Origin of the sequence: Carnimonas nigrificans ATCC BAA-78, assembly GCF_000526695.1 — a bacterium.
GTDB lineage: Bacteria > Pseudomonadota > Gammaproteobacteria > Pseudomonadales > Halomonadaceae > Carnimonas > Carnimonas nigrificans.
Window position 1 is genome coordinate 1 of sequence record NZ_JAGO01000016.1, and the last position, 19,815, is coordinate 19,815.

Below are 19,815 nucleotides of genomic sequence, written 5' to 3' on the forward strand. Positions count from 1 at the left end.
GGGCATTCCGGCAGATGCTCTGGCGCTACCGAATGACACTGAGTCTCAGTCGCCGTGGCAATTGCTGGGACAATGCCCCAACAGAGCGCTTCTTCAGAAGCCTGAAAACGGAATGGATACCAGAGATCGGCTATCCCGATGTTGCTGCGGCGAAGCGATCTGTCACTGATTATATGATCGGTTACTACAGCAGCCTCCGGCCGCACAAGCATAACGATGGGATACCGCCGAATTTGGCAGAAAAGAACTACTGGAATGCTCAAAGCTCGGTGGCCAAAAGCACTTGACCACTACAGACCGCTTTCTCCCACATCTCGAATGATCCTTCTCCGAGGTTTGGGCGCCCAGCCTTATTGTAGGCAACAATAGCATCAGTGCCGCCGAAGCCAGCCGCTGGCGGAGTAGGCAGCGGGGGAAATGCTAAGGGTTTTGGGGTTCTCACAATGGGAATTGAGACGCTCTTCCGTCGAACCATACTGTGAGCTGGCGTGAAGTTGTTCACCGTAATTATTATCAGTATCCGGTTGGAAAGCGTCAAAATTTCACTCTTTCCCAGAACCCGGGCGCTAATGGTGTCTGAAGTCAGGTTGGCAGTCACGTCGTTAAAAGCGCCGACCACGTTATCCAGCACAATCACTCGCTCCCCGCCTGTTGCTATGGCAAGAAAAAGTTTCCACTTTCATGTTTACCTGTCGCAGGCAGCCACAACGACTGCTGTTTTAAAAGACTATGTTTGGTATTGTGGGTCTTGTTGTGGTGCCATAGCCTAACGATAATGGAGGACGGCCTGTCCCTCCGCCAAATCAAGTAAATAAAGCACCTGATTGAAGCCTAGCGGCTCGGCAGGTGCTTTATTTTGTCTGCTGTTTAGTGCCTAGTTTGTGCGTGAAGTAACCACACAACTCCCCTGCTCCGTTTGGCTATCGTAGCCCCTCAGCCGCGCGGCGCTAGCCAGCAGTCGTAACGCTCAAGCGTTGCAAGGCTCACATCTCCCCATAACCCCATCGCTACAAACAGTGCGCGGTACAGCGGTCGCCATTCAGGCAGGTGATGCACCTTTGGACTCGCGCCATAGCCCTGCAAAAACGCATCTCGATAAGCGGCAGGCACCAGTATCTCGATCAGCGCCCAGGCAAACTCTACCGGCGCCCACACCATCGCTTCCCAATCCAGCCAGCGATAACCATCGTTAACGTGCATGAACTGATCTTCGCGCAAGTCGAGCAGCAGCGGCACGGCACTTTTAGGCGGAGCAGGCATTGACGCCAGCAGTGGCTGAATATCCGGCAGGTACGGATGCGGTGAAACGCTTTCCACATAGCGCGCAACGCGGCGATTCCAGTCAGAGAGAGAGAAATCAGCTCGGGGAAAGCGGCCAAAGCAAGTAGATCTGCGCCGCTCAAGCAGCGCACATTGCTGCCCTAGCGTGCGCGCAAACGTGTTTGACCACACGGCGACCTGACCGGTTACCCAGCGCTGCGACCACCATGGTGCCCCCGCCAGTTGACCTTCATAGCGCATCGGTTCGGCAGGCATGGGCAAACCGGTCGGCAAATGAGCGGGAATAGCGGGAAGCCGCTGCGCGTCGCGCCAACGATCCACGCCAAAGAGGGCGTTGGCACCATGCCAAAAGGGGGCATTTCGCTGCGCCTGTCGCGCCAGTTTGTAAACGCGCCCCTGGCTATACCCTAACCAGTTGGCAGCATCGTAAAACCGCAAGGGAATGGGCGTGACACTGTGCCCAAGACGCGCCGCAAGGCGCAAGCCTGCCGAATTCTGGATGCCCTTGAAGGGATGTGCTTTACTAACGCCCATGCAGTGGTAAGCCTGAACAAGTGGCAACTCTGCGCATGAAAGTAGCCTTGAAATAAAAATACCGGATCAATACCGCGACAAGCATCGTCGCTGCTACTGATCATAACGGTACACGAGCACCTGTACCATGCAGTCGGTGCGAGCGGGAAGGCACGCTATGCGCGTTTTCCTCCACATTAAAGGAGTCATTGCAATGAAAAAGAGTTTAGCGGTAGCGCTGCTGTCAGCAGCCGTAGTCACTACCACTCAGGCACACGCCAGCTGTGACAGTCTGGTCGATCGTTTGTCGCAACAGATTCAAGGCAAGGGCATCCCAGAGAGCCAATATAGCCTTGAGGTACTTCCCACCGCTGAAGCAAAACAGGCCGATGGCAAAATCATCGGTACCTGCGAAGGCCAGACGCACCAGGTCGTTTATCACCGCAACGGCGGCGGCCACAGCAGCGATGCCTCCGATAACAGCCAGGAATCAGACAGCGCTCCCAACCCCAGCGATGACCAGGCCGCACCGGTACCTGGCAGCAAACCGGGTTCCTTCAAGGGCAGCGTACAGCCTGCGGGATCAGGAAACGGCTCTTCCACTACACCGATGTCAGGCGAAGCGCCCAACGAAGCGATAGAAAGCGCACACTCCGACGACTAAGCGCCACCACAGCGTCATCTGCGCATAAACACATCCCCCGGTTATCTGGCTTACGGATAATCGGGGGATTTTTATGCGCCTATCCAGTATCCGGCAGGAATAACCGACCGTTTGGCTCCACTTTCACAGCGTAGGCACTCATTCAGGAATAAAGCGCCCACCGGCTTGCTTCATCTAACGTCCTTACAGCCTAACTTTAACGCAATAGAGCCGACCCGCAGCAGACGTCGAACAGGCTCGTAGATGAAAGAGATGATTTCCCTACCCTTCTTCACACAGGCTGCATAGTGAGGGTAAGAGTGAAGCCTTCTTCCTACAGGGCCGCTGACGGCAAACAGCGCCACACCAACACGATGCAGCACTGCCCAGCGCTTTTGATGCGCACAGGAAAATCAGCGGCGTGTCACTTCACGCAGGGTGACGATCTCTTCGGCACTGGTCGGGTGAATGCCAATCGTGGCGTCATACTGCTGCTTGGTAATGCCCGACTGCACTCCAATGGCCAGCCCCTGCACCAGCTCACCCGCATCAGCGCCCGCTACGTGTACGCCCACCACTTTGTCACTGGCATCATCCACGACGAGTTTCATGAAGCAGCGCCCCGGGTCTTGCGCCAGCGTGTGCAGCAAGGGGCGGAACGCTGTCACATAGATACGCAGCCCTTCAAAGCGCTGGCGCGCCTCTTCTTCGGTAAGGCCCACGGTTGCAGCATTGGGGGAACAGAACACCGCGGTGGCGACTGCTTCATAGTTGATCGGCTCGGGGGTGCGCTGCTCGAAGTGAATAGCCACCATATGGATCGCTTCGGCAATGGCGACCGGAGTGAGCTGCGGCGTATTGATGACATCGCCGAGTGCCAGAATGGAGGGCGTTGAAGTTTGGTAGGCATCATCTACCTTGATAAAACCGCCTCCATCAAGGGCAACATCGACGTTATCAAGCCCTAGCCCTTCAAAGTTAGGCTCACGGCCCACGGCGCTAAGCACCAGATCAGCGTCGATGGAAGTGCCATCGTCGAGGGTGATGTGCTTCACACCTTCACTCTTCTCAATGGCACTGATGCTGGCATTGAAATGCAGCTTCACGCCCTTGCCACTGATTTCATCGCGTAAAAACTCGCGCAGTTCGTGATCGAAACCTTTCAGGAACAGCTCGCCGCGATATACCAGGGTGGTCTCTACCCCCAGACCATTAAGAATGCTGGCAAATTCCACCGCAATATAGCCGCCCCCGTAAACCACCATGCGCTTGGGCAGCGTTGCCAGCGTGAACATCTCATTAGAACTGACCATATGCTCTGCACCGGGGAAGTCGAGCTGACGCGGCGTTCCGCCCACGGCGATCAGAATGCGTTCAGCCGTGACCTGCTGCCCATCAACGGTGACCTCATTTGGCCCTTCAATACGCGCGTGCCCCGACAACAGCTCGACACCGGCCTTATCAAGCAGTGAGCGATAGATACCATTCAGGCGCTCGATTTCGCTGGCCGTATTATCGCGCAGCGTCGCCCAGTCGAAGCGATTGTCGCTGTGGAAGCCATAGCCGCGGCTCTGCTCGAAACCTTCGGCGAAGTGAGCCGCATAGGAGAAGAATTTTTTCGGCACGCACCCCACATTAACGCAGGTGCCGCCCAGCCGTGACTGCTCGGCCAAAGCCACTCTTGCGCCGCTTTTGGCCGCCACTCGCGCCGCTCGGACACCCCCGGAGCCGCCGCCAATCACAATGAGATCATATTGAAAATCAGACATTTATCACCTCTTTATCCTACAGGGCGACGCGTCGCGATCCGCCACCGTCGAACCATTTAAAATTACCCGTGAGGCTAACATAACCGGAGCCTGGTAACGCAGCGAAACAGCACTAAAGAGGCGTTCGTGGAAGTCCGTTATATTTGACCCGCTGTGCGAGCCACGGTAAAAGATGCTCCACACGACTTGGCAGAAAGGTGGATATCCTTCATGTGCGAAAAATCCGCACCGCAATCAATCAGTATTTCCGATCTGATCAACAATAATCGCGATTGGTCGCGCCGCATGCAGGAGCGGGACCCCGAATTTTTTACACGCCTGGTGGATGGACAAAGCCCCGGCTATTTATGGATCGGCTGTGGCGACAGTCGCGTTCCGGCAGAAACGGTACTCGACGTACCGCCGGGAACGGTGTTCGTACACAGAAGCGTCGCTAACGTCATTTACAACAATGACGTGAACACCATGGCTGCCGTGGAGTTTGCGGTAGATTCCCTGAAAGTGCGCGATATTCTCGTGGTCGGCCATTATGGTTGCGGCGGCGTTAACGCTTCGATGAATGCGCCCGGCAATGGCGGCATTCTTGATGACTGGCTGCATCCTATTCGTCAGGAATATGTACGCCGCCGTGAGGAACTGTCCCATCTGCCCAATCAAGAGCAGCATGACCGCATGTGCGAGATCAATGTACGGATGCAGGTACGCAACCTTGCCAGCACACGTATCGTGCAGCGCGCCTGGCTGCGCGGACAGCCGCTCACCATTCACGGCTGGTGCCATAGCCTCAAGGACGGCCTGATCAACAACCTTGAGTGCACGGTCTCCGGATTCGACAAGGTGCCCCAGCTTTACCGTCTCGATTAAGTACCTGTTTTACTCTGCTGCCACGCCCTCCGATTGCGGAATCACCGGCGTGGCAGTATCACGCACTACGAATAGAACTCTCGCCCCCCCCTTTACGGTCTTATGCTGAAGTCACGTCGACTTCACGGTAGCTGCTCTACCTTCCAGGACTTGTACGCCGCTTATGGCTAGAACGCTCTTCAATGCTGACTTCGTTGCTCCGCGCTGGTTAAAAAACCGTCAGTTGCAAACGCTGGCCCCGCATTTTTTGTGGCGCAAGACGCCGCGCTGCGATACCGAGCTGCTGGATCTTCCTGATGGTGATGTACTGGAGCTGGGGTGGAGCGTTCCACCCACTGCCAAAGACAATACCCCCCTGCTGGTGATCCTGACGGAAGAAGAGTCGTCGCTGCTACGCTCGCCTTCAACCCGTGCCTTGCTGACCTCAACAGCGCGCAAGGGCTGGCGTGCGGTGGTAATGCACTTCAGAGGCTGCGGCAAGATACAAAACCGTTCGTCACGCGGTTATCACGCCGGCGATACTGCCGATGCCTATTGGCTGATGAGCGTTCTGGCGCGACGCTTTCCCCAGGCACCCAAGGTGGCCGTAGGTTTCTCGGTAGGCGGCAATGTGCTGCTAAAACTGGCTGCCGAGCAAGGCGGTGATGGCCTTGATATTGCCGGTGCGATTTCGGTGAGCGCACCGCTGGATCTCGCCAGCCATTCCGATGCCCTCAATCTCGGCCAGGCACGCCGCCATCAGCAACGTATCTTGCAGCGCATGCGGCGGCGCATCGAGCGCAAGCGTGAAGAAAAAATGCTGCCCCTGGAGATCAGCGCCAAGCAGCTGCAACGCTTTGACACGCTATGGGCGTTTGACAATGAAATCACGGCGCCCCTGTACGGCTTCAGCTCCGCTACCGACTATTACCGCCGCGCCTCCGCCGGCGCCCTGCTCGACCGGCTTGAGCTGCCCACCCTGATTCTGCATGCCCAGGATGACCCTTACGTGCCCGGCGATATCTTCATGCGCCTACCGCTGCCTTCTGCCAATGTACGTATCGAACTGGCACGACACGGCGGCCACCTCGGCTTTGTCGAGCAGCACAAGGGGCTACCGCATTCGTGGATGATTGATCGCATCATGGCGCAGGTGGAACGCTGGGTAGAAATGCCCGAGCTGCACGTGGTTTATCCGTAGTTTCGCAGTGTTGAAGTGAGCTTTCATATCAGAAGCCCTATCAACTATCGAGACCGAAGGAAGGCCCATATTTCACCGGAAAATTAACCGAGCGCGCAATAAAAAAGATCTGATGTATTTTGTGGTGAATAGCTTTAGCGATGGATAAATCCATTCCCTTTTTGATGAGAACGTGAGGTCCAAGAACCACGTCTTCCAACGGCCTTTCAGTCTTCTTGACCAACCGTGTAATAGAAACATGCGGTCTAGCATGCCCATGGATCATTCGATCGTTGAGGTATGGCCTTCAAAATTCAGATGCTGAATGGGGCGGATTTCAACACCCTCCTGATCTTGCCACTGAACAAAGTTCGTTTTACCTCTATTGCTCGCCCCAAACGCCAGGATGACACGCTCATCCGACAGGAAAGGATTGCATGATCCAATCCTGCCAGATTATGGGAACCGCATTGACACATGACATCCTGCGGCTGAACCATCGTATTGTTTAATAATTTGTTTAATAATTGGTTGCAGCTCCCCCCTCGGCGCTTTCACCAGTAACAATGGCGATACCCGAACTCGTACCCAGCCTTGTAGCGCCGGCCTCGATCATGGTCAAGGCTGCGGCACGGTCACGTACTCCACCGGATGCCTTGACACCTACCTTGTCCCCCACCGTTTCGCGCATGAGCTTAACGTCGGCAACCGTGGCACCACCATGACCGAAGCCCGTGGATGTCTTGACGAAGGCAACGCCTACCTCTCTACATATGGAGCAAACCGCCACTTTTTCTTCATTGGTCAGCAGTCCTGTTTCCAGGATAACTTTTAGCGGAATCTTGCCGCAGGCATCATAGACTGCCTCGATATCCTTTTTCACGTCATCAATGCGACCGCTCTTGAGCGCCCCGATATTGATAACCATGTCGATTTCCCCGGCTCCTTCCCGGATGGCTTCCGATGCCTCGAATGCCTTTACCGTCGATAGCTGTGCTCCTAAGGGGAAACCAATAACAGAACAGACAATCACCTCGGTTCCCTTAAGCTCACTATAAGCCAAGGGAACATTGGCCGAGTTGACACATACCGAGTAGAACCGGTATTCGGCAGCCTGTTGGCAGAGTTCCCGGATTTTGTCATCACTGGCATCCGCTAACAGCAACGTATGGTCGATAAATTTGACGAGTTGTGTGCTTGTAAGTGACATTTGTGAGAAACACCTCTAAATTAACATCTTGCAGTGATTGTTTAGTTGCTATTGTCACACGAATTTTTAGAATAGAACATGTAAATGTTATTTTCATTTACATACTGGGGATGCTTCATGGAAATACCGAAAAGTAGAAAATCCGATCGCATCAAATCTCTTACCAACGTTCTCCAGGGCCAGATCGCTATTCATATCAGCGAAGCCGCCGAGCTGTTGGATGTATCCGAAATGACGATCCGCCGCGATATTGCCAACAACCCGGACGGTCTCAGCCTGATGGGGGGATACGTGACCCGTGATATTTCTGCACAGCGTAATGAGATCGGCAAATACCTGGTCAGTGCAGAGAACAGCAGGAATACCGAGGAAAAACGTCGTATCGGCAAACTTGCCGCTGCTCTCGTACAAAAGGGAGACACCATCTTCTTTGACTGTGGCTCTACTACTCCCTTTGTAATTGACTTTATTCCCACAGACCTTGAATTTACAGCCGTCTGCAATTCCCTGAACGTCTTCCTCAAACTTCAGGAAAAACCAAACTGCAACCTGATCCTCTGTGGCGGCACCTACTACCGAGAGGACATGGTGTTTGAATACATTGGCGCACAAGTCCTTGATACGATACGTTTTTCCAAGGCATTTATTAGCGCTGGCGGGGTCAGTGACAGGTTTGGCATAACCTGTTTCAACCTGCATGAGGTACCTGCAAAGACCAAGGTGATGCAAAATTCGCAAACCAACATCCTTCTTGCAGACCACACCAAACTGGATAAGGTCAGGGCCGCCTATATTGCGGATCTCGACCGCTTTGACTTTGTCATCAGCGACAAGCCGTTGCCTAATGCGTATACAACCCTGCTCCTGGAACACGACGCCCATGTTGTTACCGACCAGTGACCTCATGACGACACTGGCCGTGCCATTATGTTCGCTGTCTTCTCTGTATCAAGATACCCTGTGGTCACCTGAAATTGCCTTGTCTCCCCTGAACCAAGCTCAATGACGTTGCCCTTACGTTTCTCTGCCGTGTAGCCTTCCGGCTCACATGTTGCCGGTAACGCAAACGCTGCCACCGTTTGGTCACCGTTATGCAGTATCCATCGCGTGACATGCGGAAACTGCTGTGGATTGCATGCCGTATGGAATGCACCTCCATCCGGATGAACCAGCAGGAAATGGGCAAGACCTTCACTGTCAGCCTCGATGCCATCCATGAAGAAGCAGATTTCCGGATCGTAGAAACGTGGCGTATCAAGGTGAACGAATTTTTCCGGCTCTCTTGCCAGCCCCTGCAGGTAATCCCGCCATTCCTGCGTCGGCTTGACATGGCCAGGAATGCTCTCCCGTACCCTTGTATTACCCTTTTGCAAGTCAACGAACCGGCCATTTGGTATATAGGCGTAGTTCATGTGCATCATGTACATGAGGTTCATTGGCATGGCGCCAAGATTTTTTACATCCATGCGTATTTGCATTTGTGAATCATAGGCACCAAGGCGAACCGACGGTGACGCCCGGTAATGACTGCCAAATCCTTTGACATATTCATACTCCCCGGTTATCTCCATGTAGCCATTACCTTGAGAATGATCCATGCCCACCACCAGGGTAGCGCTATCCATGCGAGCGCATGGCATTTCACCATGCAACGGGTAGTCATCCTCTGGCCCCGGACAACCGTTTGCAAGTAGCCCGCTGTGGAACATGAAACAACCGTAGGTATCTATAATCGAGTCTACCTGCCGTGGTTCATCAAACATGTTTTTCATGGTCAGATCATGACCGTCCAATACCGCCTGCCATATTATCTGCCCCATAAACGGCAGCACGACGATATACCCCCTGTGATTCTCTATCCTTAGTGCCTCTACACCGGACGAATATCGAAAGGCCGTGGCTGCCATTCCTTCTGTTGTGCAGATACTTTTGGGGTTATCCGTGAAAATATCGCGCCTGATCTCAATCCTGACATCCATGTTTCAGACTCCTGCCGTGGTGTTATGTGTATCCATGGCTTGTGTAGCCGGCGCAGGTGTACTGGCGACCTGAGGCCCTGGGTTGCGCAGACAGTAGAAACCGAAGAGGACGACAGCTATGTAGCAGATAAGTGGGACGATAAAGGCTAGCTGCATGTTGCCGTCAGTGTGGTCGGAAATAAGCCCCTGGATCAGCGGAATGATCGCTCCCCCGATGATACTCATCACGAGAATCGAACCACCGTATTCAGTATCCCTGCCGAGCCCCGTTAGTGTGAGACCGTAAATTGTTGCCCATCCCGGCCCCAAAAACAGGCTTGCACCAATGGCTGTATAGATGGCGGTTATGTTGTGTACGCTGAGCGTGTAGGCAAGCATAGCGATACACAGCACGCTATAGACAATCAGTACCTTAGCGGGGCTATAGCGTTTCATGAACAGGTTGGCAGTGAACTTGCCAACGAAGAAGGCAAAGAATGTAAGCAGAAGGTAGTAAGACGCATGACGCTCCGACAGGTCGCCAATCTGCATGGCAAGCCGGATAGTGAAACTCCATATGCCCACCTGAGCGCCAACGTATAGAAATTCAGCAATAACGCCAATCACGAAACGTCTGTTTCTGGAAAGCCTGGTGACTGTTCCCAGTAGGTCAATTTTGTGAGACGCGCCTGAAGTGTTATTCCCCTTGCACGCGGGGTAGCGCGTGAGCGCAAAAATAATGAATACAAGAACCAGGACGGCCACCATCCATTTGTAAGGGGAGAGGGTCGCACGAATCATGGCAAGCTGGTGGACGTGTGCTTCCACTGCACTCATCGCGGCAAGCTGCGCGTGAGATGCATCGCCTTCCTTGAATATAAGCATGCTGCCCATGAAGACACCAAACATGGCACCTACCGGGTAAAACGTCTGGGAAATGTTTATCCTTCGTGTACTGCTGGCCTGGGGGCCGAGCAGCGTCGAATAAGTGTTGGCTGCGGTTTCAAGGAACGAGAGTCCGGCTGCAATAACGAAAAGCGCAATGAGAAATAGTCCGTAGCGCGCAAATGACGCGGCGGGGAAAAACAGTAAGCAACCGCATATATAGAGGAACAGGCCGATAAGAATCGTTTTCTTGTAACTGAACTTCCTGACCACGGTAGCTGCCGGAATAGCGAGAACAAAATAGCCCAGGTAAAAGGCTGACTGGACGAATGCCGATTCAAAGTCAGTGAGAAAGAATGATTTCCTGAACTGAGCGATAAGAACATCATTCATGGTGGCCGCCCCTCCCCAAAGTGCAAAAAGGCAACAGAGGAGAGTAAAGGCAAACAAGGGAGTGCGGTTCAGGTAGTAACCGTCAACCGCTTGACGGATGGGCTCTTTTTTCATGATGTCAGGTATTCCTTGTATCACAAAGTGCCGGAGGCTCATCCGAGTTCTGGTCACGCAAGAAGTCCTCGAAGGTGGCATTGTCTGCATAGGAAGTTTGAGTCCCCATCCCGGTTACCGAGTGAGCGGCATATGCAGATGCTCTCTTCATTGCCTCGGAGACGTTTTTCCTTTCGGCCCAGGTAGCGGCGAAACATCCTATATAGGCATCTCCGGCACCAGTGGTATCTTTCGCATTGACTGACATGCCCGGGATATGTTGAACGTGGTCTTTCGTGACCAGAAGTGAACCGTTTTCGCCAAGCGTTACGATGACCTGTTTCAACCCTCTATCAACAAGAGAACCTGCCGCGACTTTTGCCTCATCAACCGTTGTCACCGGCATCCCTGTCACCATGGCAAGCTCTGTTTCGTTCGGTACGAAAAACTCAACCGTGCGGATACGTTCGAAATCCAGGCTATCAATGGCTGGAGCCGGATTGAAAAGGACAGGAATATCGTGCCTGGCCGCAAACTCAATGGCGTAGTAAACGGTCTCAAGGTCGATTTCGAGTTGCAGGACAATAAGAGAACATTGGAGCAACGTATCTGCCGCATTATCTATATCGGACGGAGTCAGATACAGGTTGGCGCCCTTGACGATAAGGATACTGTTGCTTGAGTCCGGCTCAACGAAGATAGGCGCAACACCACTATTAACATTTTCCTGCCTACTGACATGGGCGGTATCAATTCCCTGTCGCTTCAGGTTGTCGATGGTATTGGCGGCGAATATATCGTCCCCCACCTTGGTCACCATAGCTACACAAGCACCAAGACGTGCGGCGGCTACAGCCTGATTGCTTCCCTTTCCACCGCATCCCAGATGGAACTCAGGCGCCTCGATCGTTTCTCCACGCATTGGCATGCGGGTTACGTAGGTCATGAGATCAACCATATTGCTACCGATAACCGCTATTTTTGCCATCTGTATAGCTCGCATTAATAACCAAGGTGAATGTAAAAATGAGTACCAAATCACAAAATTGATAATATTTTAACTTTTTATGTTTTTTAAGAAGACTTTAGTGTTACGTTTGCAACGTTTTTCTGACATCCGTGCCTGCGCAGTGTGTGGGGGTCGGCCCTGCCCCCATGAATCCACCCAGTAATACCGTGCCTACTCCCCGACGACTATGGCGCCGAGCAGATCCAATGACTGCTGTTTTAGGAGGTGAAATAGGTGGGCATGGCACCAAGGTTAACGATCGTGTCGCGAGATAGTCCTGGAAAAACTGCCAATGTGAATAACGCAGGAGAGGCCGCAAAGCGAGGCGCTATGTGCGGATTGGGTTATGCTGAAGGGACACAGCTTTCATTGAATACGTAGAGATGGGGGTGGCTTGGCCGCGCTCCTGCTCCTGCTCCTGCTCCTGCTCCTGCTCCTGCTCCTGCTCCTGCTCCTGCTCCTGCTCCTGCTCCTGCTCCTGCTCCTGCTCCTGCTCCTGCTCCTGCTCCTGCTCCTGCTCCATGAAAAAGTGAGCTGAGCGATGCTGATAGTCACGCTTGCTGCAGTAGTCTGTGTAACAGGAGCAAAGAAATAAGGTTAGACATCCCACCAATAAAAACGGCTGCACGAGATGATGCAGCCGTTTTCACTTGTTTACCGCTGTGCCTTTTGAACCTGCTTAAATGGCACACGCCACGCCGGTACCTTTCAATCCGCAATAACCATCAGGGTTCTTGACCAGATATTGCTGGTGATACTCTTCTGCGTAGTAGAAGCGCGACAGCGGTTCTATTTCGGTGGTCACTTCGCCCTTGCCCGCTTCCTTCAGTGCGGCGTTGTACTGAGTGCGTGAAGCAAGCGCTGTCTGACGCTGCGCTTCGCTCGTGTAATAGATGGCCGAGCGGTACTGTGAGCCGATATCGTTTCCCTGCCGCATGCCCTGAGTGGGGTCATGCGCTTCCCAGAAGTGCTTGAGCAGGGTATCGAGGGTTATCTGCTCGGGGTCGAACACCACTCTTACCACTTCGGCATGGCCGGTCTGACCACTGCACACCTCCTCGTAGGTGGGATTGGGGGTGATGCCGCCTGCATAGCCAACCGCGGTTACCAGCACTCCCGGCAGTTGCCAGAAGAGCCGTTCGGCACCCCAAAAGCACCCTGCGCCGAATACGATTTGCTCCGCGCCGTTCACCCATGGCGGCAGCATGGAGTAACCATTCACCACATGTACGCCGCTAATCACCAAAGGCTCGCTTCTGCCGGCAAGCGCCTGATCTGGGTCTGGCAGTGAAGTTGAACGTGTCATGCCACATCTCCTTGAAATAGTGATCGCTGCCCTACTGTTCGGTATGAGGGTCAGGCGTGCGACCAAAGCTGAATGAATAAAGCAGATCGAGCGCCTGATTACCGCCGGACACCGCCTGCACATAGAGATTTTGCAGCAGTCGATAGCGCAGCGTCAGTTCCGCAATCGAAGAGAATACGCCCACGCCGTAGCTGATCTTGAGGTTGGGGTTGATATAGCCACTTACAACCACCTGACTGGTATCACCACTGCCTGCGGTATCCAGCGCCATATCCTGAATACCGAAGGCTTCACCCAACGCCCCTACTGCGCGACCGCTCTGCGATACCGACAGGCCAATCAGGGCCGAGGTCAGGGCGTTATCATCGCTGTCGGCATCCGGCGCTCGGCCACGCAGCAGGTAGGAGAGCGCGGTGGATTCGTTCATCGCGGGGTCCGAGAAGATTTTAAGCTGCGGTGCCAGCGCTGTTCCCGTGACCCGAATACCTGCCGTCACGTCATCTTCGGTGGCATCGGGGTTACGAATGGCTTCGAAGTCCAGTACCGGCGTTGAAGGAGGCCCGTTGAAGGTAATCTTGCCGCGATTGATGGTCAGGTTTTGTCCGAAGGACGAGAAGCGGCCATCTTCAAGGCTGATGTCACCAAACATCTGGAGCGCGCCCGCGCCTTGTGAGTTCTCACGAATATTCACCTGACCGGCAAGGCGTGTATTCAACCCATAGGCTGCCAGACGCACGTCATCGCCCATGCGCAGCGCCACGTTGAGATCAAGCGCCATGCCCACCTTGTTGAGATCCTGAGTAGTGGCCCATACCGCTCTGGTGCTCTCTACACTCTCTGCGGCCTGGTCAGGCGCCAGCCGCTGGCGCGCTTCATCCAGTTCCGACGCCTGCTGCTGGGTCAATATCACCTCATCGGTGGAAGGTGCCTGCGCGAAGGCAGGCAACTGGGCCACGGCGATACGCGCCCATGGAATCGTGACCGCACCGGTAATCGCGAGCCGCGCAGGTGTCGCATCAACGTGAATATCTGGCGCAATGCGAACCCGGCCATATTCAAGCGCCTGAGCTTCAAGAGGCGAATTCTTGCCATCAAGAGCGAGCGTGGCATGCCAGTCACCGCTACTCGGCCAGTTCGCTTCACCGCCCAGATTCCAGCGTGCGCGCCCCGACGTCAGGTAGCCGTCGATAATGCCACTGTTACCATTCAACGCCACGGCGAGACGTGCATCGTTAAGCTCCAGCGGTAGCTGTTCGCCCTGCGCGCTCACCTTGTTGAGCACTATCTGACCATTCAATAACGGCTGCTCGGCACTCCCCGCCAGACGCACGTCACCGTTCAATTCACCGGTAAACTTGCGCATGCCCGGCACCAGCGGCCGATAAGGGCCAAGCTGCAAGGCATTGAGCTGCAAGCGGCCGGCAAGGTTGCGCTGCCCTAACGGATCGCGCACATCGGCTTCCAGCGTGAGGCTGCCCGCCTGTTCAAGCTGTGTCGTCAAGGCCAAGTGCGCGTTGCGCTGATCCGCTTCAAAGCGCGTATCAAGCGAGATCGCAGGCACCTGGAAGGCATTGCCGGCGGTATCTTCACCGCTCACCACGAGATTGCCGTTGAGAGCGCCGGTAGCGCTGAAGCGTTGCCCACCGTTAGACCAGCGCGCATCGACATTACCCGCAGCACTGCCCGCCAGCTTCCACGGGGGCGGCAGGAATTGGTTAACGGTCTCGATGGGAATCCGGTTGAGCGCCAAAGAAGCCGACCCCTGCTCGGCTGACGCCTTCATCTGACGGGTCAGACACAAGCCGCCGCCCTGCTGCCGATTGATACAGAAAGGTTCAACAGTGGCTGAACTGTCATTGATGTTAGCGACAAAGCGCAGCGGTGAATCGAGCGCCAGCGTACCCGCCTGGCCGAGATCCGTGGTAAGGGTGCTGAGAGTACCGCGGTAGCGGCCAGCGTTCAGATCGTAACCGCCCGCCAGTTGCGCCGTAAGCCCAAGAAGCGGCCCCTTGCTGTTGCCATCGACCTCAAGACTCAGACGGTGCTGGCTCAAGCGTCCATCCAGATTCGCGTTGACACCGGCAAGCTGCTGCCCGCCCGCCACGATGTTGGCGGCTTTCAGCACCAGCCGCATGCTCGGGTCATCTATACCTTCGCTATGAGCGTTCAGGGCCAGCGAGCCAAGGCGGTTATCGCCATATTTCACGCTACGTCCATTCAGCGTGATATCGCCGCGCGGTTGCTTGAGCGAGCCTCCCAGACGAATCTTGCCGTTAATGGCACCGCCCAGCTGCGGCAGCAACGCCCCCAGCGCAGGCGCATTGATATCCGCGCTGAGATCAAGCTGCTGGTTGACCTGGCCTCTGGCCTGAACACTGTTAGCGCCCTGTCGCACGTCTAGCCGCTCGATCTGTAGCTCCAGATCGCTATTGGCTGCAAAACGCGCATCGGCGCTCAATGGCTTGCCTTCCAGCTGGCCGGTCAGCTTCAAGCCGGGCACGCTGACATTCCAGCCGTTGTTATTCTGAAGATTAAAGGCCACTTCACCGCTGCCACTGATATCGCCCGTTACCGCTGGCGTGAACGTCTGCGGCTTGAGGTGCTGAAGCTCCAGCGCGGCCTTCACCCAAAGCCCCGTGGCCCAGTTGACGGTGCCGCTACTCTGCACACTGCCGCCCTGACCGGCATCCACCTTTAACGGCTGCCAGTCAAAGTGCTGATAATCTCCGCTGCCCGTCAAGGCAATCGCAAGCGGCTTGAGCTGGGAGCCTGACGCCTTGCCCGCCAGCGATAGCGCATAGCGATCAAGATTACCGCTCGCTTCAAGGGCGAGGTCATCGACGCGATAGATCGCAATGGGCTGTCCTTCCTCATCCTCTTCAGGCATGCCGGGCAGCGGCCATTGCACATGGGGCGAGCGCAGGGTCGCCTTGAACGGTAAGCGCTGGTCGAGCGCATTCAGCTGCGCGGTGATATCGGCCTGCTGGGGGCCACTGGCGGCTATCGCAATATCCAGCGCCGCCAGTGAACCGCTGACATCTACGCTTAACTGCTCGCCTGGCAAAGGCGCCAGTTGTGACGTACCCGCCAGGTGCAGGGTAATGGGGTATTGATCCTTGAGGGCAATATCCGCCGTCAGTTCGGCATTAAGATCAGGCCCTGCCAGCGCAAGTTTTTGCACTTCGACCCGTGAATCCTGCGCCTTGAGCGCCAGCGCTATGCTATCGAGTCTGAGCGGTTGTTCCCCTTCAAGCACAAAATCGCTGACTTCCAGTTTGGGCGCTTCGATATCAATCGGCAGCTCAATATCGGGCAATTCAATCTGCTGACTGGCATCCGTAAGAGCGTTGCTCGCAAACGCTGCCAGCGGGTTGGCAATCGCGCTGCCATCACTGCGGGTGGGACGAGCGATAGCATCGGCAACCGTCGTCGCAGCAGCCACGTTAATATCGCTGTCAAGCGTCGCAGTCTCCACGGTATCAGCGGCCTCGTCAGTCTCTTCCTGTTCGCTCTGCGCCAGCGCTATATGGGGCGAGTCGAGGTGCGTTTCTCCCAAACGAAGCTGGCTGTTTGAAAAAGCCACCGAGCTGGTAAAGCGCTGCCAATGGATTCGGGTGCTGTTCTGTGCCGTCGCCGCTGATGCTGTGGTGTCAGAGGTAGTGTCAGTGGTGGTATCAGAGGTAGTGTCAGAGGTGGTATCAGCACGGGTAGCGGCAGGTATCTCCAGAGTGAAGTCGTTGATCGCCAGTTGGCGAATATCAATATCCACCGGCAGCGAGATACGCTCAGGCATGCCTGTGGATTCATCGCTTTGCGGCTGATCGGGGTCAGCAGGGGCCAGCGTAATGACCAATTGATCGGCGCTCAGATTTTCCAGGCCCACCGTGCCTTTAATCAGCGCATTATTCAGCCAGTCAAGGCGCAACGTGCGGGCGCTGATCTGGGTGCCCGCCACCTCAAGGTGCAGGTCATCCAGCTCGAAGTGCTCCAGCAGCGTACCTTCTACCCGAGAGAAGTCGATCAGCCCATGGGATTTGGCCTGATTGAGCGCCCAGCTGGTGCCCCACGGCGAAAGCACCGTACCGAGCAAAATCAACACCACGCCGATAAGTGCTACCAGAGACCAAATGATATATCGCAGTAGTCGCATTAGAACTCCGGTCCAATGGCAAAGTGAACGCGCCACGAAGAGCGATCATCATCAAAGGGGTGCGCCAGATCGAAGCGAATCGGGCCTACCGGCGATATCCAGCGGATACCCACCCCGGCGGAGCGCTTCAACGATTGATCCGACCAGCTATTGAAGGCGTTACCCACATCATAGAAGGTGGCCCCCCACCATGCGCCGGAGAGACGCCGCTGGTACTCAAAGGTACCGGTCAGCATGTTCTTGCCCCCCAGCAGATCGTCATCGCCATCGCGGGGTGCGAGGGTTTCGTAGGAGTAGCCGCGCACGCTTGAATCACCACCGGTAAAGAAGCGCAGGCTGGGCGGCATCTTGGAGAAGGAGTCGGTTTGGGTGGCGCCGATATTACCGCGCAGGAAGAACCGGTTGTTGTCGCCGATGCTCTCTATCCAGCGCGTGGTTGCCACTGCGCGCATGAATGAAATATCCGAACCGAACTGCTTGGTGGTGCCTTCCAGGGTCAGGTCCTGCCGATTCCCATGCATGGGGAACTGCTCATTATCCACCGCGGTGCGGTTCCACGAGACGCCCGGCGTCACCAGAAAGACATTGGCGCTGTCGCTCGCCTGGGTAAAGTTTTCCTGACTAAAGCGCACATAGAGACGCTGATCCCAACCGTTGGCGAAATGCCAGGCTCGCGTCGGGGTAAACCACAGGTTGCGGCTGCGCGTATCGTTGTCATCAATGTAGTCGAAGCCGTAGTTGAACTCGTAGGCATCATCCAGCGGATGTTCAAGAGGAATTCGATACTGCCCTGCCAACGACTGCCGAGGCTGGGAAAAATAGAGGCTATTGGTCAGCGAATCGCCGCGCTCATTCATCCATGGGCGCGTCCAGCCAAACTGGGCATGCGGGCCATCATCCGTCGAGTAGCCAATACCGGTCTTGAACTGATCACGGTCGGCAGCGATCAGATGCACGCTGACCGGTGCAACCGCATGCTGCTCTGCGGCGTTCTGTTGTGCCGAAGCAACCGTCGAATCATCGTTTGAGGGGCGTGTGACCTGATCCTCGTCGCCCTGCTGCTGATCGAGCTGGGGCCGTACCGAGACGCTACGGAACCAGTTGGTGCGCCCCAGGCGGTTGTTGAATTCAGCAATATCACTGGTCTGGTAAGGATCGCCCTTTTTGAAGGGCTGTAGCGCATCAATGCTTGAGCGGCGAATCTGGCTGCCCTGCACCGATACATCCCCATAGCGATAGCGCTTGCCCGACACATAGACCAGATAGATATCGGCGCGCTGCTCCCACGGTCTCACTTCAATACGGTGCAGCGGATAGCTGGCATCGAAGTAGCCGCGGCTGAGCGCCAGCGTGTCGAGCTGCTTTTTCAGATACTCGTAATGCTCATGAGAGAGCGGCTTGCCCTGATCCTTCATCAGCGCACTGTCGGCGAGCAGCTTCTTTACTTCCGGATCATCCTTCGCTTCGCCCACAATCCGCACATCAAGCACGTTGACGTGGGTACGCGGCCCTTTGTCGATATGCACATCGACATGCTGCCGGTCACGGAACGTCACGCCGATGGTCGGGGTATAGTAGCCATACGCCTTGAGCGCGTTGACCACATCAGTGTGCACGCTATTGCTATAAAGCTCTGGACGGGATTCGCTGGGAATCTTGAGCGGTGTCAGATAAGCGACGACGTTATTGCGTACCACGCCATCCACACCGTGCACATGGGCTTCCAGCGCCTGCGCGTGCAGGGGCCATAGCGCGCAGGCCGATAGCGCTCCAACGCCACCCGCCATACGCTTGAGCGAAGAGATTGCCCGCTGATTGTTCAACGTAAGGAATAGCATCATAGTCAGTGAGAAGCGTTATCCGATTCCAGGGAAGAGACGCGCTCATTAAGCGAATGCAGCTGATCTTCCAGCGCCGCCAAACGAAAGCTCAGGGTTTGCTGATGGTTATTCACCGCTTGTTGCGGACTGTTACCGCTATTGTCATTGGTGGTCAGACCAACATTACCTTGCTGCTGTTGCAGTGCGCGCAGCGCTGTACCCAGCGCCCCAAGCTGCACCTCCATCGCATCAAGGCGTTGAGGTTCAATCTCGGGCAGTGCATCGAGGCGATGCTGATGATCGTTGAGTTTATCGGCAAGGGCCGCCTGCTGGCGTTGCAGCGCCTCGATATTGCGGGTCGCTTGCTGAAGCTGCTGCTGATAGTGGCCGTTGCTTGAAAGAAGCTGCTGGCGATCATTGACGTAAAACGCCGCCAGCGCGATAACGCCCGCCAATGCCACGATTCCCAACAGCACGCCCGGCCAGCTTATGCGCTTGACGGGACGCTGACCGGGGCGCGGGCGCGCCATGAGTTCGTCCTCACCCGGCACAATCGCATAAGGATCACGGGAGTGGATATCAGGCTCAGGCATGGTGCTCCTCCATAGATACAGTGCGGCAGCGGCTCGCAAGCTCCATTGGCTGCGTTTTTTCAAGCAGGATGTTGTTACCCGCCAGCCTATATACACTAGACCATTGTGGTGCAAATGAGGGGACGATGATAACGGGTTACCACATTGAAGCGAATAGCAGGATGAAACC

16 protein-coding genes are annotated in these 19,815 nt (G+C 55.4%); 5 read left to right on the forward strand and 11 right to left on the reverse strand.

The window, feature by feature from the left end:
* Positions 1-287 (forward strand): integrase core domain-containing protein (locus tag L881_RS13635; RefSeq protein ID WP_156926553.1); only part of this gene is annotated, 287 nt, incomplete at its 5' end.
* Between the two features lie 646 nt (positions 288-933).
* On the opposite strand, the gene L881_RS0110850 is transcribed toward L881_RS13635, so the two are convergent.
* The gene (locus L881_RS0110850; protein ID WP_025733720.1) at positions 934-1,815 is read right to left on the reverse strand and encodes a hypothetical protein; all 882 of its coding nucleotides are present in this window, start codon (positions 1,813-1,815) and stop codon (positions 934-936) included.
* Positions 1,816-2,008: 193 nt separating this feature from the next.
* Between L881_RS0110850 and L881_RS13475 the strand changes: the two genes are divergently transcribed.
* Positions 2,009-2,458 carry a DUF1161 domain-containing protein gene (locus L881_RS13475; protein ID WP_025733721.1) on the forward strand — a complete coding sequence of 150 codons (450 nt, stop codon included), beginning with the start codon at positions 2,009-2,011 and terminating at the stop codon, positions 2,456-2,458.
* 392 nt (positions 2,459-2,850) lie between these two features.
* Here L881_RS13475 and gorA read toward each other — a convergent pair whose 3' ends face one another.
* The gene (gene gorA, locus L881_RS0110860; protein ID WP_025733722.1) at positions 2,851-4,206 is read right to left on the reverse strand and encodes a glutathione-disulfide reductase; all 1,356 of its coding nucleotides are present in this window, start codon (positions 4,204-4,206) and stop codon (positions 2,851-2,853) included.
* A 210-nt stretch (positions 4,207-4,416) separates the two neighbouring features.
* Between gorA and L881_RS0110865 the strand changes: the two genes are divergently transcribed.
* Positions 4,417-5,070: a carbonic anhydrase gene (locus L881_RS0110865; protein ID WP_025733723.1), complete on the forward strand. Its 654-nt coding sequence runs from the start codon at positions 4,417-4,419 to the stop codon at positions 5,068-5,070.
* 163 nt (positions 5,071-5,233) lie between these two features.
* Entirely contained in the window at positions 5,234-6,250 is a 1,017-nt protein-coding gene (locus L881_RS0110870; RefSeq protein ID WP_025733724.1) for a hydrolase, read from the forward strand.
* Positions 6,251-6,749: 499 nt separating this feature from the next.
* Here L881_RS0110870 and deoC read toward each other — a convergent pair whose 3' ends face one another.
* Entirely contained in the window at positions 6,750-7,439 is a 690-nt protein-coding gene (gene deoC / locus L881_RS0110880; RefSeq protein ID WP_025733725.1) for a deoxyribose-phosphate aldolase, read from the reverse strand.
* Between the two features lie 117 nt (positions 7,440-7,556).
* Here deoC and deoR point away from each other — a divergent pair, with 117 nt between their 5' ends.
* The gene (gene deoR, locus L881_RS0110885; RefSeq protein ID WP_034579529.1) at positions 7,557-8,339 is read left to right on the forward strand and encodes a DNA-binding transcriptional repressor DeoR; all 783 of its coding nucleotides are present in this window, start codon (positions 7,557-7,559) and stop codon (positions 8,337-8,339) included.
* A gap of 2 nt (positions 8,340-8,341) precedes the next feature.
* On the opposite strand, the gene L881_RS0110890 is transcribed toward deoR, so the two are convergent.
* The 8 genes from L881_RS0110890 to L881_RS0110925 form a co-directional block, all read right to left on the reverse strand.
* Positions 8,342-9,418: an aldose 1-epimerase family protein gene (locus L881_RS0110890; RefSeq protein WP_025733727.1), complete on the reverse strand. Its 1,077-nt coding sequence runs from the start codon at positions 9,416-9,418 to the stop codon at positions 8,342-8,344.
* Positions 9,419-9,421: 3 nt separating this feature from the next.
* Positions 9,422-10,789 carry an L-fucose:H+ symporter permease gene (fucP, locus tag L881_RS0110895; RefSeq protein WP_025733728.1) on the reverse strand — a complete coding sequence of 456 codons (1,368 nt, stop codon included), beginning with the start codon at positions 10,787-10,789 and terminating at the stop codon, positions 9,422-9,424.
* 4 nt (positions 10,790-10,793) lie between these two features.
* A complete protein-coding gene (gene rbsK / locus L881_RS0110900; protein ID WP_025733729.1) occupies positions 10,794-11,756 on the reverse strand; it encodes a ribokinase in 963 nt (320 codons plus the stop codon).
* Between the two features lie 349 nt (positions 11,757-12,105).
* Positions 12,106-12,300, reverse strand: a complete 195-nt coding sequence (locus L881_RS13480) for a hypothetical protein (protein WP_025733730.1) — start codon at positions 12,298-12,300, stop codon at positions 12,106-12,108.
* A gap of 156 nt (positions 12,301-12,456) precedes the next feature.
* Entirely contained in the window at positions 12,457-13,083 is a 627-nt protein-coding gene (gene msrA / locus L881_RS0110910) for a peptide-methionine (S)-S-oxide reductase MsrA (protein ID WP_025733731.1), read from the reverse strand.
* Between the two features lie 31 nt (positions 13,084-13,114).
* A complete protein-coding gene (gene tamB / locus L881_RS0110915; RefSeq protein WP_025733732.1) occupies positions 13,115-17,233 on the reverse strand; it encodes an autotransporter assembly complex protein TamB in 4,119 nt (1,372 codons plus the stop codon).
* A complete protein-coding gene (gene tamA / locus L881_RS0110920) occupies positions 17,233-19,074 on the reverse strand; it encodes an autotransporter assembly complex protein TamA (RefSeq protein WP_025733733.1) in 1,842 nt (613 codons plus the stop codon). Before tamA ends, tamB begins: the two co-directional genes overlap by 1 nt.
* A 2-nt stretch (positions 19,075-19,076) precedes the next feature.
* Positions 19,077-19,646, reverse strand: a complete 570-nt coding sequence (locus L881_RS0110925) for a hypothetical protein (protein ID WP_025733734.1) — start codon at positions 19,644-19,646, stop codon at positions 19,077-19,079.
* Positions 19,647-19,815 lie beyond the last annotated feature (169 nt).

Excerpts from the sequence above, each read along its gene's own strand:
- L881_RS0110850 (WP_025733720.1), bottom strand. The coding sequence starts at position 1,815 with ATGGGCGTTAGTAAAGCACATCCCTTCAAGGGCATCCAGAATTCGGCA.
- L881_RS13475 (WP_025733721.1), top strand. The coding sequence starts at position 2,009 with ATGAAAAAGAGTTTAGCGGTAGCGCTGCTGTCAGCAGCCGTAGTCACT.
- gorA (WP_025733722.1), bottom strand. The coding sequence starts at position 4,206 with ATGTCTGATTTTCAATATGATCTCATTGTGATTGGCGGCGGCTCCGGG.
- L881_RS0110865 (WP_025733723.1), top strand. The coding sequence starts at position 4,417 with ATGTGCGAAAAATCCGCACCGCAATCAATCAGTATTTCCGATCTGATC.
- L881_RS0110870 (WP_025733724.1), top strand. The coding sequence starts at position 5,234 with ATGGCTAGAACGCTCTTCAATGCTGACTTCGTTGCTCCGCGCTGGTTA.
- deoC (WP_025733725.1), bottom strand. The coding sequence starts at position 7,439 with ATGTCACTTACAAGCACACAACTCGTCAAATTTATCGACCATACGTTG.
- deoR (WP_034579529.1), top strand. The coding sequence starts at position 7,557 with ATGGAAATACCGAAAAGTAGAAAATCCGATCGCATCAAATCTCTTACC.
- L881_RS0110890 (WP_025733727.1), bottom strand. The coding sequence starts at position 9,418 with ATGGATGTCAGGATTGAGATCAGGCGCGATATTTTCACGGATAACCCC.
- fucP (WP_025733728.1), bottom strand. The coding sequence starts at position 10,789 with ATGAAAAAAGAGCCCATCCGTCAAGCGGTTGACGGTTACTACCTGAAC.
- rbsK (WP_025733729.1), bottom strand. The coding sequence starts at position 11,756 with ATGGCAAAAATAGCGGTTATCGGTAGCAATATGGTTGATCTCATGACC.
- L881_RS13480 (WP_025733730.1), bottom strand. The coding sequence starts at position 12,300 with ATGGAGCAGGAGCAGGAGCAGGAGCAGGAGCAGGAGCAGGAGCAGGAG.
- msrA (WP_025733731.1), bottom strand. The coding sequence starts at position 13,083 with ATGACACGTTCAACTTCACTGCCAGACCCAGATCAGGCGCTTGCCGGC.
- tamB (WP_025733732.1), bottom strand. The coding sequence starts at position 17,233 with ATGCGACTACTGCGATATATCATTTGGTCTCTGGTAGCACTTATCGGC.
- tamA (WP_025733733.1), bottom strand. The coding sequence starts at position 19,074 with ATGATGCTATTCCTTACGTTGAACAATCAGCGGGCAATCTCTTCGCTC.
- L881_RS0110925 (WP_025733734.1), bottom strand. The coding sequence starts at position 19,646 with ATGCCTGAGCCTGATATCCACTCCCGTGATCCTTATGCGATTGTGCCG.